The following is a 17556-nucleotide window of genomic DNA, read 5'->3' as shown; positions in this document are numbered from 1 at the left end:
TTTGCTCTAAAGTAGCAAAAAAAATCCAGTCATTAAAATGACTGGATTTTTTTATTCCGCTGCAAAAGTGCGAATTAAGACTCAGTTGGCGGAGTTACTTTTTTAGGTGGACGACCACGTGGGCGACGCGGACGTGCAGTTTTCTCTTTTTCTGCTTTGTCCTGTTCAGATTCAGCAGTTTCGACTGGGTCATCTACTGCTAATTCCACTTGTACAGGTGCGACCACTTCAACGGCAGTTTCTTCTTGCGCTGCTGCAGTTTCAGTGACAGTTTGTGCAAGGTCGTCTTGCGCGTTCAACTCTGGCTGAGTAACTTCAGTTGTAGCCTCTACTTCAGGGTTTACTTCTGTAGTTGCTTCGACTTCTGTGCTTAGCGCTACAGACGTTTCTGCAGTAGAGTTTGCTTCTACAGATGCGTCGGTAGTTGCCACAACGTCAGTCGTTGGCTCTGCTGCAGGTGTGCTTTCCGCTTCAGCCTTTTCTACTGCCTGTGCTTGCTTGGCTTGTTCCAAGGCTTGCTCAGCAGCTTGTTTGGCTAAACGACGACGCTCACGCGGATCGTTGGCAACACGCTTATCTGACACAGGTTTTGGTGGTGTCAGATCTAACACAGGTGCAGGTTCTGCTTCTGGTGCAGCTTTCGCAACTTCCACATCACGTGTGACAGGTTTTTTCTCTGCCACAGGCGTAGCTGTTGCAAGCGTTGCCGCATATTCATCGGTGAACTTTTGCAAAGCACGATTGAACGTTGGAATTAAACCAAACTGTTCAATCAGGACTGAACAATCTTCGCCATAGACGTGGCGAATCAGGCTACCAATGCTGTATTGCGCTAAAGTTGGCACCTGTGAAGGTGTTAACTTTGGTGCAGCTGCTTGCTGTGCTTGAGCTTCACGTTGCTGACGACGACGCTGACGCGGGTCATTGCTGGCACGTCTTGCAGGTTCAGTTGGCTGTGCTTGTACTTCCGCAGGTGCAGCTGTTTTTTCTGCAACAACAGGAGCAGCCTCTACCACAGCAACAGCTTGAGTCGGTTCAGCAACCGTTTCAAGCACAGTTGCTTCTACTGCTGTCACTGATTCAGCCGCTACTGGCGCAGCATTCAATGCCACAATTTCAGTTTGAGCTTGATCGACATTCACTACCAAAGCCGTCGTGTTGAACTCTTGACGCGGTGCATCAATTAAGTCCACTTTTGGCTGATTAGAAGCCACTGCGGTAGGTGCTTGCTCATTCAATACGCTTGGGTCGCGGTGACGATTTGGGCGTTCTGGACGAGGCTGGTTACGACGGTCACGACGTGGCACGGCATTTTGCTGCTCATTGTTATTTTGAGCTTCTTGCTGCTGCGGTGCTTGGTCATTGCTGTGCTGACGACGAGAATTGCGTTTGTTTTCACGCGCTTCCTGACGTTGCTCCTGACGCGACATCTGAACCACTTCTTCATGCACTTGATGTTGTTGATTGTCGTGCTGAGTTTGCGGCTCACGTTGCTCTTTGTGCTTGTTATTGTTGTTGCTGTGACGCGGCTTTTTGTTGTTGTGACGCGGAGCCGGTTTGTCTTCACGTTCAGCAGATTTATCTGCAGAGTCACGTTCAGTTTTTTGTGCCACTGTCGATGGTGCAAGGTACACATTTTGACTGCTTGCAGCAGGGGCAGTAGACGCAGTTGCAATTTGACCAAACTGACCACGGCTCACAGCACCGCTATTTACCATTTGCTCAATGGCTGCTGCAGCATTGTTGGCACTACGTGCTTGATCAATGGTGCTGGCTTGCTTTTGAACAAACAGGTTTTCTAACCAGGCACATGGGCTTGCAGTAGTTGTTGCTGCCGCAGGTGCAGGCTGCTGTTGTGCAGATGCTTTATTTTGCTGTGCTGCTTGTGGTTTTCTTGCAGAGGTTTTTTCAGCCGCAGGTGCAGCAGCGTGGCTGTGCGATTGATCGGCTTCTTCTAAATGCCATTCAGAAGATTCATAACCCAACTCTTTTTCGCTTGAACGGGTTGCTTCAGTACGTTCATAGCTGGTTGGTGCAAAACCTTCAGGATTATACGAAATTTCGTAATGTGGGGTTTCTAAGTGTGGGTGAGGTAATACAGTCACACGCACATTTGAAGTTTGCTCAAGGTAAACCAGACTGTGACGCTTTTCATTCAGTAAGAATGCTGCAATTTCAACAGGTACTTCGACTTGAACTTCACCATGACGTTCACGCAGGGCAATTTCTTCCACTTTACGCATAATAGAAAGTGAAAGAGAGCGTAGGTCACGCACCATGCCTGTGCCATGACAGCGTGGGCAAACGTAGCCAGTCGCTTCTTCAAGTGATGGACGTAAGCGCTGACGGCTCATTTCCATTAAACCAAAACGGGATAATTGACCAAATTGAATGCGTGCGCGGTCACTTTGTGTCGCTTCACGAAGTTTGGCTTCAACCATACGTTGGTTGCGATCTTTGGACATGTCGATAAAGTCGATGACCACCAAACCACCGATGTCGCGTAAACGCAATTGACGCGCAATTTCTTCGGCAGCTTCAAGGTTGGTATTAAGCGCAGTATCTTCAACATCTTGACCACGGGTAGACTTAGCCGAGTTGATGTCAATTGAAACTAATGCTTCAGTTTGGTCAATGACAATTGAGCCGCCTGAAGGCAATTTAACTTCACGCTCATAAGCTGTTTGAATTTGGCTTTCGATACCAAAATGCGCGAATAGCGGCTCATTTAAAGTATAGGTTTTTAGCTTGTCTAACTGACGTGGCATCACGGCTTTTACGAAGTTATAGGCTTCGTTATAAGCTTGTTCTGAGTCAATTAAAATTTCGGCAACATCATCACGTAAGTAGTCACGAATCGCACGTGTCACCACACCTGCTTCTTGGTGTACCAACATTGGCGATGGGCCAGAGCTTGCGGTGTTTTGAATTTGCGCCCAAAGGTCAAGCAAGTGTTGTAAATCAAGCTGTAATTCTTCTTGTGAACGACCAATGCCCGCAGTACGTACAATCACGCTCATGCCGCGTGGCACGTTTAAAGATGCCAACATTTCTTTGAGTTCTTCACGCACAGAACCTGAAATTTGACGACTGATACCGCCACCTTTCGGGTTATTTGGCATAAGCACTAAATAACGACCAGCCAAAGAAATGAAGGTAGAGAGCGCAGCACCTTTGTTGCCACGTTCTTCTTTTTCTACCTGTACCAAAAGCTCAGTGCCTTCAGTGATCAGTTCACGAATATTAGAAGTTTGGCGAGGGTCGGCTTTGTAATAAGAGTTTGCGATTTCACGCATCGACAGGAAGCCTTGGCGACCTGCACCGTATTCAACAAATACGGCTTCTAAAGAAGGTTCTACACGGGTCACATGACCTTTGTAGATATTCGATTTTTTTTGTTCACGGGTACGATTTTCTAAATCGAAATCGTAAAGACGCTGACCAGTGACAAGTGCAACGCGAATTTCTTCGGCATGTGTTGCATTAATCAACATACGTTTCATGGGTGTAACACCTAATAGTGATACACAGCAAAAAATCGCTAGACACGTAGCGAACATCAAGCATCACGGATCAACTGCTCAGATCTCAAAAAAACCAATTGTGGTCTGAGCTTTTTTTACCGGCCTTTTTGTGTGGGGCTGCGGTGTATGATTCACGTATTGATGATGGCAATACGGCTTTAACCTTTAAACGGATAAAGTCACCTGATCGCTTCACTGGCGGACGAGCGGTGTATTGGATGTGTGTAACTTTCACTGTCACATTGCTCGAAGATCATCTCTTCTTTCATAGATAGAGTGTCTTGATACGGAATTATCGTCGTATCTTTACAAATTGTGCAGATCCAATACATCAAACGCTTTAGCCTGAAGTGGTTTTCAGGGTGCGACTAATCTGATGTGTATCAGTTTACGTTTAAAAACCAACTGGAGTTGGCGACATATTTTTTCAGGCAAACTGATTTATGTACCTGAGGTACAATTAAACGCAACAGTTTGCTTTTTTGCCGATATAATAAGCCTTCGGCGTCGGCATAATTCTTTTGGGACCTGCTCGTATGTAGTGGGATGTTGGTTGATTGCTCTATTTCAGAAAAACCTGAAAAGATTCAACGTGAACCCACTGACGATGGTTTCCGTGCGCTGACTATATCAAACCTTGCATCATCTGCCTATGGGCTAAGTTTATGTTTCTTGTGTAAAGCATAGCCTAAATGATCAGTTTTTAATCAATTTTAGTATTTTATTAGGTCTCTTAACTGTATGAATTCTACCCAACAATGGCAAAGTGTCACTTGGTTTGAAGTGGATGAGCATCAAGCGGGTCAACGCATCGATAATTTTTTGTTTAGTCGTTTAAAAGGGGTGCCTAAAAGTCGCATCTATCGTTTGATTCGTGAAGGGCAGGTGCGGGTCAATAAAAAGCGCATTAAAGCAGAAACCAAACTGAATATTGGCGATCAAATTCGTGTGGCGCCGATTCGCTATGAACAAAAAGACGACAGTGCTGCTCCAATTTCAGACAAGGTGGCACAGGGTTTATTGAGCCGTGTGGTTTATGAAGATGAAGGCTTGATGGTGGTGAATAAACCTTCGGGCATTGCAGTCCATGGCGGCAGTGGCGTTGCCTACGGGTTGATTGAAGGCTTACGTGCTGCGACAGGTAAAAAATATTTGGAATTGATTCACCGTATTGACCGTGATACTTCAGGCTTGGTGATGATTTCCAAAAAATGCAGTACCTTAAAAACCCTGCAAGATTTATTGCGCGAACATAAAATCCAAAAAACTTATGCTGCCATTGTCAAAGGGCAGGTGAGTTTGGATAAACAATTGATTGATGCGCCGTTACATCGTTATGAATTGGCGAATGGCGAACGTCGTGTACGTGTGTCTAAAGAAGGTAAAGAATCTAAAACCCAGTGGAATGTGGCAGAGCGTTTTATGCATGCAAGCTTGGTATATGCTTCGCCATTGTCTGGACGTACCCATCAAATTCGTGTGCATGGTTTAAGTATTGGGCATCCGCTAGTAGGTGATGATAAATATGGTCATCAAACTGAATATCGGGGTCCTGCGCCACGTCGTTTGTGCTTACATGCCATGCGTTTGGAAATTCCAGGCTATCCTGTGATTGAAGCGCCTTTACCTGAAGATATGCAGAGTTTGGTGGCGCAGTTGAGAGCGCAAAAGGCGGATAAGCCGACGGCGCCACCTGAGTTTTAATTTTTGTAACTCTCTGTTGTGCGATAGCAGCTTGCTTCTTTTTAAAGATGAGGAACATTGTTTCGCAACAAGGAGATGAGGTTTTTAGGGGTAATTCACAGCCACATTTTATAGTTTTTAATTTAAATTTTTGGTGTATAGGCTATGCCTTACTTTTCAAAGATGAAAAGTAACAAAAAACTTTTGTTTCGCTGATGGAACATCTCTGTGCCACAGCGAAACGGCGACATCCATGTCGCCCTTCGCGTATCGAATATTTGTTGTGATATATGTGCTGATTCTTGGTCGTTTATCCTTTTGAGTTAAGGTAAAGCGAGGGAATTTAAAAGCCGAATCAAATTTAGGAACCTAATATGAATAAACCTGTAGAACTCATCATTTTTGATTGGGATGGCACCTTATTTAATTCCGTCGGTCAAATTGTGGCGAGTTTGCAGTTCGCAGCACAACAATTTCAGCAACCCCTGACCGATGCTGCGGCTAAAAGTATTATTGGTTTGGGTTTGCCTGAAGTGGCACAGCGTTTATTTCCTGAAGTGCCAGAGCTGCATCAAGCGATTTTGCAGTGCTATTCAGAACACTATGTCGAACACTCAAAAACCGATGCTTGGTTTGAGGGTGTGGCAGATATGCTCAATGAGTTGTCAGGTTTGGGACTGAAATTGGCAGTGGCAACAGGCAAAAGCCGTAAAGGTTTAGACCGAGTGTTGGCGCAAACCCAAAGTCAGGATTTGTTTGTGGCGACACGTGCTGCAAGTGAAACCAAATCTAAACCTGATCCTTTAATGCTGCAGGAAATTTTGAGCAGTACCGATGTGCAGGTCGGGCAAGCGATTATGGTGGGTGACACTTCTTACGATTTAGAAATGGCACAAAATATTGCTATGCCGCGTGTAGGCGTGAGTTATGGCGTGCATAGTGTAGAGGTGTTGCAGCGTTATCAGCCTTTAACCATTGCAGATGATGTGCCGAGTTTGCATGATTTTTTAGTGCAGCAATATCGTTTACGTCAGGCGAGTTAAACCCAGTAAAACAATTTAGATGAATTTGAAATTAGAGTAACTTGAAAAATTTCAGGTTGCTCTTTTTTTATGTACTTTTGGGAGCGTCATAAAAAGGCTTAGCTTTTAGTCTAAAGTTAGGATTAAGACATTTTAAGATTGCTGCGAATTGCCGAGTCAATGACTCGGAAAATAATGTCATAGCCTACAGACAACTGTTTTGCTTGCTTTTTATAAAAATAGATTAATAGCTAATAGCTATTGAAAAAAAGAAAATAAGTATTGGCATAAACCCGCCATTTTTCCGATTCTTAATCAGTTTACATACCTCTGAGCTGGATAGCTTGTCCTGAGAATGGACAAGATCGGGGTCATCATCCCTATTTTCTATTATTACCTTTCCAACATCTCGGGGTATATGCCCAATTTTTGCAGTTTAAGGAAACATTGATGTCGAATTCTGCTGTTGTTGAATCAGTTGCGCAAGCATTACGTACTGCCGAACTCTCTCAAACTGCGATTGCGCCAATCCGCCCAGAACTTGGTGGTGAAAGTGCTGACGTAGATATTGCCTATGCCGTTCAAGAAGTGAATACCGAACGTGCCTTAAAAGAAGGTCGTCGTTTGGTGGGGCGTAAAATTGGTTTGACCTCTAAAGTGGTTCAAGCACAACTGGGTGTAGATCAGCCTGACTTTGGCATGTTGTTTGCCGATATGGCTTATGGTGATGGTGAAGCGATTCCTGCAGGTTTGCTGATTCAGCCAAAAGTAGAAGCAGAAATTGCATTGGTGATTAACCAAGATCTAACCAAAGAAAAACACACGTATGCGGATATTATCAGCGCGACTGAATATGCCTTGCCTGCCATTGAAGTGGTCGATAGCCGTATTGAAAACTGGAAAATTAGTTTGATTGATACCGTGGCCGATAACGCATCTTCTGCTGCATTCGTTCTAGGTTCAAAACCAGTCAAGCTAGAAAATCTGGATTTGGTGAACTGCAAAATGGTGATGACCCGTGGTGAAGAAGTAGTTTCTCAAGGCGTGGGTAAAGCTTGTTTAGCAAATCCATTAAACGCTGCCGTGTGGTTAGCCGATGAAATGGTGCGCCGTGGTCGTCCATTGTTAAAAGGCGACATCATCTTAACTGGTGCTTTAGGTCCTATGGTTGTTGCACAGCCAGGTGAAGAATTTAAAGTCGAAATTGAAGGCTTTGGTTCAGTGACAGCTGCGTTTGCTGCGGAATAAATCGAGATTCTAAGAGAGTACATGCATGAAAAAGATTAAATGTGCAATGATCGGTCCAGGTAATATTGGTACAGATTTGCTTTATAAATTACAACGCAGTGAATGGTTAGAGCCTGTGTGGATGGTGGGAATTGACCCAACCTCTGAAGGTCTAGCTCGTGCGGCAAAAATGGGTTTAAAAACCACAAGTGACGGTGTAGATGGTCTTCTTCCTCACGTACTTGAAGATGACATTAAAATTGCTTTTGATGCAACTTCTGCTTATGTGCATGCAGAAAATAGCCGCAAACTGAATGAGCTTGGCGTGTTGATGATTGACTTAACGCCTGCGGCAATTGGCCCATTCTGCGTACCGCCAGTGAACCTTGAAGCATTGCTTGAAGCGGGCGAAGTGCCAAACGTCAACATGGTGACTTGTGGTGGTCAGGCAACAATTCCTATGGTGGCTGCAGTTTCTCGCGTTCAACCTGTGGAATACGGTGAAATTATTGCAACGGTATCAACTAAATCTGTGGGGCCGGGTACACGTAAAAACATTGATGAATTTACCCGTACCACTGCAGGCGCGATTGAAGAAGTTGGCGGTGCAAAACAAGGTAAAGCCATCATCATCATTAACCCAGCTGAGCCACCTTTAATGATGCGTGATACCGTTCACTGCTTGGTAGAAGGTAAGCCAGATCAGGCAGCGATTACAGAATCTGTGCATGCCATGATTAAAGAAGTGCAAAAATATGTACCAGGTTACAAACTTGTAAACGGCCCTGTTTTTGATGGCAACCGTGTTTCAATTTTCTTGGAGGTTGAAGGTTTGGGTGATTACTTGCCTAAATACGCAGGTAACCTAGACATTATGACTGCAGCGGCTGCACGTACTGCAGAAATGTTTGCAGAACACGTTTTCAAAACTGCTGAAGCTTAAGGAATACCAAAATGTCTAAGATTATTATTAATGATATGACTTTACGTGATGGTATGCACCCAATGCGCCATCAAACCACGCCAGAGCAAATGGTTGCGATTGCCACTGCTTTGGATGATGCAGGTGTGCCTTTAATTGAAGTCACACACGGTGATGGCTTAGGTGGTAACTCTGTGAACTATGGTTTTGCAGCCGCTACTGATGAAGAATATCTGAAAGCAGTGATTCCAAACCTGAAACAGGCAAAAGTTTCTGCACTATTACTGCCAGGTATTGGAACAGTTGATCATTTGAGAATGGCGCATGATGTAGGCGTGGCAACCATTCGTGTGGCGACACATTCGACTGAAGCAGACGTTTCTGAACAGCACATTACTGCAGCACGTAAACTGGGTATGGACACTGTGGGCTTCTTGATGATGGCGCACATGGCTTCTCCAGAAAAATTGCTCGAAGAAGCACAAAAAATGGTGTCTTACGGTGCAAACTGTATCTATGTAACAGATTCTGCAGGCTATATGTTGCCTCAAGATGTGACTGATCGCGTAGGTATTTTACGTGCCAACCTCGCCTCAGACATCGAAATTGGTTTCCATGGTCACCATAACTTGGGCATGGGCGTTGCGAACTCTGTATCGGCTGTGACCGCGGGTGCAACCCGTGTTGACTTGGCTTCGGCTGGTTTAGGTGCAGGCGCAGGTAATACACCACTTGAATTGTTTGTAGCGGTCGCAAACCGTATGCAAATGGAAACAGGTGTGGACTTGTTTAAAGTGCAGGATATTGCTGAAGACTTGATCATTCCAATGATGACGCATCAAATTCGTGCAGACCGTGATGCAGCAACTTTAGGTTATGCAGGTGTTTACTCATCGTTCCTATTGTTCGCAAAACGTGCCGAAGCAAAATATGGAGTATCTGCGCGTGAAATTCTACTTGAGCTTGGTCGTCGCGGTACGGTGGGCGGTCAGGAAGATATGATTGAAGACTTGGCATTGACTATGTCTAAAGCACGTGAAATGCAAGCCTAAGTTTTTAATATAAAGCAGACTTGAATTAAGCACTCCAAATGCGTTTGGGGTGCTTTTTTATGCTGTGAAAGATGTAAAATGTGCTGAATTTTGTGCTGATTAAAATGTTTTTCTTATAAGTTGGGTTTATAGAAAATAACGCTAACACATGGGTTTAAAGTTAAAAAAGATTAATCCTTCACATGATGCAAAAAATAACAGCGTTTTTCGCCTAAATTAAGCAGTGAATTCAAATAAAAATTCATTTAGTGAGGATTTTGAGCTTAATTTTTTATCGTTAAAAAGAATTAAAAAACTTGGAAAAAAGCTGCTCGATACAGAAAGTGCTGAATTTGTAGAAAAGCTTAATACTGTGGTCGGATTTTTTTCATGACAAGAGTTTTGCATGATGCCCAGATTCGCTTATTGGATGAATAGGAAAAACGCATGCATCGTCACAATTTATGGATAGCACTTTTTGCTGCGACAGCAACTTTAGGGACAGCTGCAACTCAGGCAGATTTTATTGACGACAGCAATGTTCAACTTAAATTTAAGAATTTTTATTTAGATCGTCAAATTAAAGACAACCCTGCGGGGAACTTTGGTTCATGGTCACAAGCAGTCACCTTGGATGCTAAATCGGGTTATCACGATTTAGGCGTAATTCAGGTGGGTGCTGATCTTCTGGTTCAACACGCAGTAAAACTCAATGGTCGTGATAAAAATGCAGACTGGGTTTTGCCGCATGATGGTAAAGAGTCAAAAGATCATTTTGGTAAGGTCGGTGCAACTCTAAAAGTTAAATTTTCTGAAACTGAATTAAAAGTAGGTGACTTATTACCAATGTCACCTGTGGTGTTTTTTGACCCATCGCGTCAATTGTTAACGACTTATAGCGGTGCATGGTTAGAATCAAAGGATTTAAAAGATACTAAATTAACTTTGGCTTATTTAGACGGTATTAATGCACGTTATGATAACCAATACCAAGATTTTACGTTGTTCCCTCAAAATAATTTTTCTGCTGCTGAAGCGAATAAATTAAGCACAGACGATGGCATGTATCTTGTGGGAGTAGATCATCAATTTACCCCTAAAGTAGGTGGAAGTTATTGGTATGCGGATGTAACCAACATCTATCAACAACATTATGTCGCTGCAAACTATAAAACGACTTTGGCTGAAAAAACTAAGCTGGATACCCATGTACGCTATTTTGACAACAGCGAATCGGGTGACAAGCTGTATGGCAATATTGACAGCCAGGCCGTGTCTGCGGGTGCAAAAATCAACAATGGGATGCACACTGTACAGTTAGGTTATCAACAAATGTTTGGTGAGCACGGTACAAAAGCCCCAATGTTCCCGACCTTGGGCGGGTGGGTGCCGCAGCCTTACTTAGACAACTGGTCTGTGGCGAGCTTCATTCGTAAAGATGAGCGTTCTTGGAGTTTGGGTTATACCTATAATTTTGCTGATGTGGGTGTTCCTGGTTTAACAGCGACAGTACGTCATTTCCGCGGTGACAATATCGATCTGGGCGCAGGCAAGCCAGAAGGTAAAGAAAACGAAAATAACGTCATTGTGAACTATGTTGTGCCAGAAGGTAAGCTTAAAGGTTTAGGCTTTAATTATATGTTCATCGATACCAATTTTAACTTTGCGAATGACTTAGAAGAACACCGTATCGCCACGACTTACACTTATAAATTCTAAAGCTAGATAAAAATTAGAGCGGCTTTTTATAGTCGCTCTTTTTTTAATATTTACTGAATAAATACCTTATATAAATTAAGACTTTTATTTTATTAAATTTATAAAATTCAAAGAGTTGTTTAATCGTTTTTTTGTAGGTTGTGATCGTAAATTTGTATCAGTTGATGCCGTGTGAACAGGTAATATAAGCCTGTAAAAGTAATGTTGAATGAGTCCACTTGACGTCAAATTCTATACCTAGAGCCAAACGCAAGCTAAAGACTGTACGAGGAGTATATATGAGCACTGTTCAAATCCCTGACTATACAACAGATCCATTCTTTGGCTTAGAAGATAAATGGATTGAAACAGCAGAAGGCGAATTAACGCATTATCATGAAGTGGGTGAAGGTACACCTATTCTATTTTTACACGGTTCAGGTACAGGCGTATCGGCTGCTGCAAACTGGTGGTTAAACTTGCCACAAATTGGTGAGCAAGCACGTTGTATCGCCATTGATACCATCGGCTATGGTCAAACTGTGGTTGCACCGGGCACACAATATGGCATCCGTGCATGGGTAGATCATGCTGTACGTACTTTAGATGCATTGGGCATTGAAAAAACTTGGTTGGTGGGTAACTCGTTGGGTGGCTGGTTGGCATTCCAGTTGGCATTGGATTACCCAGAGCGTGTTCTTGGTATTATCTCAATGGGTACAGGCGGTGCAAAACAGACTGCAGCCCTCAAAGCGCATGCAAATCCTGTATTGACTGAAGAAGGCATTAAAAAGACGCTTTCAATGTTCGTGGTAAATAAAGACTTGATTACAGATGAGTTGGTCAAAGTCCGTTTTGCTTCTGCAAAAAATGACTATGCTTCAGACCGTTTAATGGATGTTGTGGGCGCGCGTGACCGTGACCGTTTCGAGTTCCCACTCGACTTTGACAAAATGAAAGACATCACTGTGCCTGTATTGCTGATTCACGGTACGCAAGATGTGGTGATTCCAGTATCGCGTACATGGGATATTTTAAATATTGTGCCACATGCCGATGCACACATTTTCAGCCAATGTGGTCACTGGTCACAGGTTGAAAAAGCGGAAGAATTTAACACTGTGATTAAAAACTACTTAACTGCACGTGGCGTAAATTAAGCGCAGTGAGGTAAAAAAGGATGGCAATTTGCCATCCTTTTTTATGGATGTTTTATGTACCCAATTTAGTGCTGAATAAAGCTCGCGACCAAGTTAATGCAAATTGCCAAAATAGTGGTATTAAAGCTATAAGCCAAAATAATATGTAGCGTGTTCAGTACCCGCATGGGTTGTGAGCTAATCGAGACATCGGCGGTTTGTGCAGATGTACCAATCACATAGCTGAAATATAAAAAGTCAGGATAGGTTGGATGCGACGTCTTGGGAAAATCCAAACCACCTTCTTGCTGCTGTTGCAGTGCCAAATAATAGTCATGCGCATAGTGAATCGCAAAAATGGTGTGCATAAAAAACCAAGCACATAAAATAGTGGTAATGGATAAAATAAAATGTCCCATGCGCACAAACTCACTTTGTGCAAATAAATTCACCTCGACAATGATCGCAATAAAGCACATCACTAAGGTTAGAAATACCAAGAATAAAATCAGCCATTTGCTGGCATCTTGTTGTTGGGCACGTTGTAAAATATGTGCATGATCGCTGTGCCACAAACTGCGCATGGTTAAAACCAAATAGCAGGAAATCGCGATATTCCAGCTAATCAATAAACAGCTTGACCATGACCATGCAGTGAGGGTCTGAAAAATAGCATACAGCACAATGGTAATCACAAAACTGATAAAAAAATAAGGACGATATTGAATCCCTGTTTTCATTCTGCTGAAGGGTGTTTTTATCATTCTTGATCCTTTCTGGATGTGCAATCTAAAGGTGTTACTGCCTGTTATCATCGGCTTAATTTTAGAAAATAGCGATGGGGTGCCTATTTTAACTTATTAGACTTAAGTTGTAATTTGCAGGAAATGTGGTAGCGAAGCGAGGAAAAAGCAGACTGCAAAAATGCGAATGTTTGAGTGTAAGAATGAGCAGTAGTTCAGAAAAAGATTAAAAAAATAAGTTTAGACTTAAGTCTAAAGCTTTGTTTTAGCATTTAGGATGCACAAAAAAAGTGCTTACTACATCAAGCAGCAAGCACTTTTGAAAGGTTGAAAAACGCGAGTGGTTTTAGAATTATTGTTCGCGGTTGATGTCCAAATAGAACACACGTGTGAGCAGTTCCATAAATTTCTGTACCGCAGCGGAATGGCTGTTTTTGCCGTAGCTGACGTACAAATCTAAATGCGGAAGTTCTACATCAAGTGGGCGGATGACGGTATTTTCCATGGTTAGCGGAGCAACATAGCCCGGTAAAATGGTGCAACCCAAGCCCATACCAATCGAGTTGATATTAAATAAAATGTTGTCAGCTTTTTGCACAATGTTTAGTTCAATGTTGTGCTGTTTGGCAAAATCGACAATCAGGTGATGCAGATTATACGAAGCTTCTGCCGAAGGAATAATAAAATCAATACCATTCAATGCTTTGACAGGAATGCGTTCGTATTTTGCTAACGGATGATCTTTGGGCAAAATAAAAATTAACGGTTCACGCAGTACAAACTGGCTCTCAATTTCATCACTGTTGATATTGTGGCGGGTAAAGGTGATATCGAGTTCACCTTTTTTAATCATTTTCATTTGCTCAGTGTTGTTCAAACTTAGCAATTCAATTTTTAATTCTGGGTTTTGTACTCGTAAATTAGGCAGTACAAAAGGGAAAATTTTCATTTCTGCCACAGGAACAAAGCCAATACGCAGCATTTTCTGTTTGGCTTGTGACACCTGACGTGCCATGGCAACCGCTTTGTCGGCTTGCGCCAAAGTCAGACGCGCCTGTTCTAAAAATACAGCACCTTCTTCGGTTAGCTCGACTTTACGTTTGGTACGGTTGAGTAGCTTAACGCCGACATCTTCTTCTAAATCTTTAATTTGCTGACTCAGCGAAGGTTGCGCCGTATAAAGTTTAAGTGCGGCTTTACTGAAGTTGAGTTCTTCAGCAACGGTAATGAAGTAGCGAAGGTGACGTAATTCCATACAACCATTCCAAAGATTAATTCAAAATATGTCTAATTATAGATTAATAAAAGAATGATCTATAAACAACTATTCGGTGAGAATTATTGTGTCATTCGCGAAGTAAATAGGGTTTCATCATTATGCAACGATTTAAATGCAAAATATAATGTTGGATTAATCTATAAAAACTATTAATTGAAACAAAAAAAATATTTCACTAAACGTCCCTAAAAAACCATTATCCATCAGAAGTTGAGTCTATTTACTTTGTGCCGTTGTTGGTCACAGGAGAGCTTTTCATGAGTGGAAAAATTGATGTGCGCGAAATCGACGCTTTGGTCGATGCACAAAATGGACGTATCACTCCATCTATTTATACAGATCCAGATATCTACGAATTAGAACTTGAACGTGTGTTCGGCCGTACGTGGTTGTTCCTGTGTCATGAAAGCCAAATTCCTAAAGCTGGCGACTTCTTCAACACCTACATGGGTGAAGATCCAATTATTGTGGCACGTCAAAAAGACGGTTCAATCAAAGCATTTTTAAACCAGTGCCGTCACCGTTCTATGCGTGTGAGCTTTGCAGACTGTGGTAATACCCGTGCATTTACTTGCCCATATCACGGTTGGTCTTACGGTATTGATGGTTCACTCAAAGATATTCCTTTAGAAGAACGTGCGTATCCACAAGGTGCTTGTAAAGAGCAATGGGGCTTGGTGGAAGTGAACCGTGTGAAGTCTTACAAAGGCTTGATCTTTGGTTGCTGGGATGAAACTACTCCAGATCTAGAAGAATACATGGGCGACATCGCTTGGTACTTAGATGGCGTGATTGACCGTCGTCCGGGTGGTACTGAAATTATTGGTGGTGTACACAAGTGGGAAATTGACTGTAACTGGAAATTTGCTGCAGAACAGTTTGCTTCTGACCAATATCACGCTTTGTTCTCACACGCCTCTGCGATTCAGGTACTTGGTGCAAAACCAGATGATGACAGCAGCAAACAATTAGGTGCAGCGCAAACAGCTCGTCCTGTTTGGGAAACTGCCAAAGATGCGATTCAGTATGGTTCACGTGGTCATGGTTCAGGTTTCTTCTTTACAGAAAAACCAGATGCAAACGTTTGGGTTGATGGTGAAGTTGCCAACTACTTCCGTGAAACTTACGAAGAAGTGAAAGAGCGTTTAGGCGAAGTACGTGCCTTACGTCTTGCAGGTCACAACACCATGTTCCCAACACTGTCTTGGTTGAACGGTACTGCAACACTGCGCGTATGGCATCCACGTGGTCCAAATAAAACTGAAGTATGGGCATTCTGTATTGCCGATGCTGAAGCACCTCAAGACGTGAAAGAAGCATTTGAGCGTTCTGCAACACGTGCTTTCGGTCCTGCAGGTTTCTTAGAGCAAGATGACTCTGAGAACTGGATTGAAATTCAAAAAGTATTGCGCGGCTATAAAGCACGTCAAAACAAGCTCATTGTAGAAATGGGTAAAGGCAACGAAAAAGTACGTGAAGATGGTATTCCAGGAATCACCAACTACATTTTCTCTGAAACTGCAGCACGTGGTATGTACCGCCGTTGGGCAGACTTGCTGATCCATGAAAAATGGGAAGACGTTGAAAAAGCAGCTGACGAATACGAGAAGGAGTTAATGAAATGAGTCAAATCAGTTTAGAACTTCAACATGAAGTGAGCCAATTCTTGTATCGCGAAGCAAAATTGCTAGACGACTGGAAATTCCGTGAGTGGTTAGATCTCATGGCAGAAGACATTTCTTATACCTTGCGTACTACACCAAATGCACAAACTCGTGACCGTCGTCGTTCAGTTGAACCGCCAACAACGTGGGTGTTCAACGACAACAAACACTTGCTTGAGCGCCGTGTTGCACGTCTGGAAACTGGTATGGCGTGGGCTGAAGAACCTCCGTCACGTACAACGCACATGGTCAGCAACGTGATTGTTGAAGCGACAGAGGTAGCAGGCGAATACGACGTACACGTGACTTACTTGTTGTACCGTACTCAAAAAGAGAAAGACGTGACTATTTACTGTGGTAAGCGCCATGACAAAATCCGTCGTGTTGAAGGTGGCTTAGGCTTCCAGATCTTCAACCGTAAGATTGTACTTGACCAAGTAACCTATAACTCACACAACCTGAGTGTATTCTTCTAATGAATAAAATCTTTGTTTGCCAAGTTGACGAATTAGACGAAGGCGAAGCGTTAAAAGTGGATTGCGGTGTGAACGGTATTGAAGCACTGGCAGTATTCAACAACGGTGGTGAGTTCTTTGCCATGAATGACCGTTGTTCACACGGCAATGCCTCAATGTCTGAAGGTTATCTTGAAGATGATGGCACAGTTGAATGCCCACTGCATTCTGCACGTTTCTGTTTAAAGACTGGTCAAGCATTATGCTTGCCAGCTACCGACCCGATTCAAACTTTCCCTGTGGTGGTTGAAGACGGCGCGTTATATGTAGAAATGGCAGGAGAGTAAGCATGGGTTGGCTAAAAGGCGAAGTGGCACTGATTACAGGTGGCGGTTCTGGTTTAGGTTGGGCTTTGGTAGAGCGCTTTCTTGAAGAAGGTGCGCATGTGGGCGTGTTACAGCGTTCACAATCTAAAGTCGATGCCTTAAAAGAGCGTTTTGGTGATCAAATTGTGGCAGTCGCTGGTGATGTTGCCAACTATGCAGACAATGTCCGTGCTGTGCAGGCCACTGTGGAGCGTTTTGGAAAGCTAGATTGCTTTATTGGCAATGCAGGGATTTGGGATCACTACGCAGATATCGTCAATACGTCTGGTGAGCAGCTTGAAAAAGCCTTTGATGAAATCATGGGCATTAATTCCAAGGCGTTAATCTTGGGAGCAAAAGCAGCACTGGATGAATTGGTGAAATCTGAAGGTTCCATCATCTTAACCTTATCCAATTCTGCGCTGTATTCTTCAGGCGGTGGCCCTGTTTACACTGCATCTAAACATGCAGGTGTTGGCATCATGAAAGAGTTGGCTTATGAATTGGCACCCAAAGTACGTGTCAATGCCGTTGCGCCTTCAGCGATGAATGTCAATATTAAGGGTGCAGCATCTTTAGGTCAGGAAAACCTAGGCTTACTCGATGCACGTGACCCTGAAAAAATTGCACGCGGTATGCCGCTGAATTTCTTGCCTGAGCCAGAAGACATGACCGGTTCTTATGTGCTCTTGGCATCGCGTCAAAATAACCGTGCGCTGACTGGCGTTCTGATCAATGCAGAATGTGGTTTGGGTATTCGTGGTTTGCGTCAACCACGTGCAGGTTTTTTTGACGAATAAAATT

Annotated in this window: 14 protein-coding genes; 11 read left to right on the top strand and 3 right to left on the bottom strand. The window is 43.2% G+C overall.

Annotated elements, in window-relative coordinates; translation table 11 throughout:
* Positions 1-74: 74 nt before the first annotated feature.
* A complete protein-coding gene (locus tag E0H79_RS05270) occupies positions 75-3503 on the bottom strand; it encodes an Rne/Rng family ribonuclease (RefSeq protein ID WP_131261070.1) in 3429 nt (1142 codons plus the stop codon).
* 762 nt (positions 3504-4265) lie between these two features.
* Here E0H79_RS05270 and E0H79_RS05260 point away from each other — a divergent pair.
* The 7 genes from E0H79_RS05260 to E0H79_RS05230 all read left to right on the top strand — a co-directional run bounded on the left by E0H79_RS05260 (position 4266) and on the right by E0H79_RS05230 (position 12267).
* Positions 4266-5228, top strand: coding sequence for an RluA family pseudouridine synthase (locus E0H79_RS05260; protein WP_131261069.1), 963 nt, complete (start codon positions 4266-4268; stop codon positions 5226-5228).
* 353 nt (positions 5229-5581) lie between these two features.
* Positions 5582-6250: an HAD-IA family hydrolase gene (locus tag E0H79_RS05255; RefSeq protein WP_131261068.1), complete on the top strand. Its 669-nt coding sequence runs from the start codon at positions 5582-5584 to the stop codon at positions 6248-6250.
* Between the two features lie 429 nt (positions 6251-6679).
* The gene (locus E0H79_RS05250; RefSeq protein ID WP_004976036.1) at positions 6680-7477 is read left to right on the top strand and encodes a 2-keto-4-pentenoate hydratase; all 798 of its coding nucleotides are present in this window, start codon (positions 6680-6682) and stop codon (positions 7475-7477) included.
* A gap of 25 nt (positions 7478-7502) precedes the next feature.
* Entirely contained in the window at positions 7503-8399 is an 897-nt protein-coding gene (locus E0H79_RS05245) for an acetaldehyde dehydrogenase (acetylating) (protein WP_131261067.1), read from the top strand.
* A gap of 11 nt (positions 8400-8410) precedes the next feature.
* Entirely contained in the window at positions 8411-9430 is a 1020-nt protein-coding gene (dmpG, locus tag E0H79_RS05240; protein WP_131261066.1) for a 4-hydroxy-2-oxovalerate aldolase, read from the top strand.
* Between the two features lie 426 nt (positions 9431-9856).
* Positions 9857-11128, top strand: coding sequence for an OprD family outer membrane porin (locus tag E0H79_RS05235; RefSeq protein ID WP_131261065.1), 1272 nt, complete (start codon positions 9857-9859; stop codon positions 11126-11128).
* Positions 11129-11406: 278 nt separating this feature from the next.
* Positions 11407-12267 carry an alpha/beta fold hydrolase gene (locus tag E0H79_RS05230; protein ID WP_004976044.1) on the top strand — a complete coding sequence of 287 codons (861 nt, stop codon included), beginning with the start codon at positions 11407-11409 and terminating at the stop codon, positions 12265-12267.
* A gap of 65 nt (positions 12268-12332) precedes the next feature.
* Here the strand turns inward: E0H79_RS05230 and E0H79_RS05225 are convergent, their stop codons facing one another.
* Both E0H79_RS05225 and hcaR read right to left on the bottom strand, forming a co-directional pair.
* Positions 12333-13010 carry a DUF1345 domain-containing protein gene (locus tag E0H79_RS05225; protein WP_096901303.1) on the bottom strand — a complete coding sequence of 226 codons (678 nt, stop codon included), beginning with the start codon at positions 13008-13010 and terminating at the stop codon, positions 12333-12335.
* 331 nt (positions 13011-13341) lie between these two features.
* Positions 13342-14244, bottom strand: a complete 903-nt coding sequence (gene hcaR / locus E0H79_RS05220; RefSeq protein WP_004976051.1) for a DNA-binding transcriptional regulator HcaR — start codon at positions 14242-14244, stop codon at positions 13342-13344.
* Positions 14245-14525: 281 nt separating this feature from the next.
* On the opposite strand from hcaR, the gene hcaE reads away from it, so the two are divergent.
* From hcaE to hcaB, 4 genes are read left to right on the top strand one after another with little or no spacing between them, the layout of a single operon-like run.
* Complete coding sequence (hcaE, locus tag E0H79_RS05215) at positions 14526-15893, top strand: 3-phenylpropionate/cinnamic acid dioxygenase subunit alpha (protein ID WP_004976053.1); 1368 nt, start codon at positions 14526-14528, stop codon at positions 15891-15893.
* A complete protein-coding gene (gene hcaF, locus E0H79_RS05210; RefSeq protein WP_004976055.1) occupies positions 15890-16408 on the top strand; it encodes a 3-phenylpropionate/cinnamic acid dioxygenase subunit beta in 519 nt (172 codons plus the stop codon). The genes hcaE and hcaF overlap by 4 nt, the downstream gene beginning before the upstream one ends.
* Positions 16408-16734: a 3-phenylpropionate/cinnamic acid dioxygenase ferredoxin subunit gene (gene hcaC, locus E0H79_RS05205; protein ID WP_004976057.1), complete on the top strand. Its 327-nt coding sequence runs from the start codon at positions 16408-16410 to the stop codon at positions 16732-16734. The genes hcaF and hcaC overlap by 1 nt, the downstream gene beginning before the upstream one ends.
* Positions 16735-16736: 2 nt before the next feature.
* A complete protein-coding gene (gene hcaB, locus E0H79_RS05200) occupies positions 16737-17552 on the top strand; it encodes a 3-phenylpropionate-dihydrodiol/cinnamic acid-dihydrodiol dehydrogenase (protein ID WP_131261064.1) in 816 nt (271 codons plus the stop codon).
* Positions 17553-17556 lie beyond the last annotated feature (4 nt).

Source organism: Acinetobacter sp. ANC 5045 (assembly GCF_004331005.1).
GTDB classification, from domain to species: Bacteria; Pseudomonadota; Gammaproteobacteria; order Pseudomonadales; family Moraxellaceae; genus Acinetobacter; species Acinetobacter towneri.
This window is presented reverse-complemented; position numbering and strand designations above follow the sequence as displayed.

Excerpts from the sequence above, each read along its gene's own strand:
- hcaC (WP_004976057.1), top strand. The coding sequence starts at position 16,408 with ATGAATAAAATCTTTGTTTGCCAAGTTGACGAATTAGACGAAGGCGAA.
- E0H79_RS05230 (WP_004976044.1), top strand. The coding sequence starts at position 11,407 with ATGAGCACTGTTCAAATCCCTGACTATACAACAGATCCATTCTTTGGC.
- E0H79_RS05255 (WP_131261068.1), top strand. The coding sequence starts at position 5,582 with ATGAATAAACCTGTAGAACTCATCATTTTTGATTGGGATGGCACCTTA.
- hcaR (WP_004976051.1), bottom strand. The coding sequence starts at position 14,244 with ATGGAATTACGTCACCTTCGCTACTTCATTACCGTTGCTGAAGAACTC.
- hcaE (WP_004976053.1), top strand. The coding sequence starts at position 14,526 with ATGAGTGGAAAAATTGATGTGCGCGAAATCGACGCTTTGGTCGATGCA.
- hcaF (WP_004976055.1), top strand. The coding sequence starts at position 15,890 with ATGAGTCAAATCAGTTTAGAACTTCAACATGAAGTGAGCCAATTCTTG.
- E0H79_RS05270 (WP_131261070.1), bottom strand. The coding sequence starts at position 3,503 with ATGAAACGTATGTTGATTAATGCAACACATGCCGAAGAAATTCGCGTT.
- E0H79_RS05260 (WP_131261069.1), top strand. The coding sequence starts at position 4,266 with ATGAATTCTACCCAACAATGGCAAAGTGTCACTTGGTTTGAAGTGGAT.
- E0H79_RS05235 (WP_131261065.1), top strand. The coding sequence starts at position 9,857 with ATGCATCGTCACAATTTATGGATAGCACTTTTTGCTGCGACAGCAACT.
- E0H79_RS05250 (WP_004976036.1), top strand. The coding sequence starts at position 6,680 with ATGTCGAATTCTGCTGTTGTTGAATCAGTTGCGCAAGCATTACGTACT.
- dmpG (WP_131261066.1), top strand. The coding sequence starts at position 8,411 with ATGTCTAAGATTATTATTAATGATATGACTTTACGTGATGGTATGCAC.
- hcaB (WP_131261064.1), top strand. The coding sequence starts at position 16,737 with ATGGGTTGGCTAAAAGGCGAAGTGGCACTGATTACAGGTGGCGGTTCT.
- E0H79_RS05245 (WP_131261067.1), top strand. The coding sequence starts at position 7,503 with ATGAAAAAGATTAAATGTGCAATGATCGGTCCAGGTAATATTGGTACA.
- E0H79_RS05225 (WP_096901303.1), bottom strand. The coding sequence starts at position 13,010 with ATGATAAAAACACCCTTCAGCAGAATGAAAACAGGGATTCAATATCGT.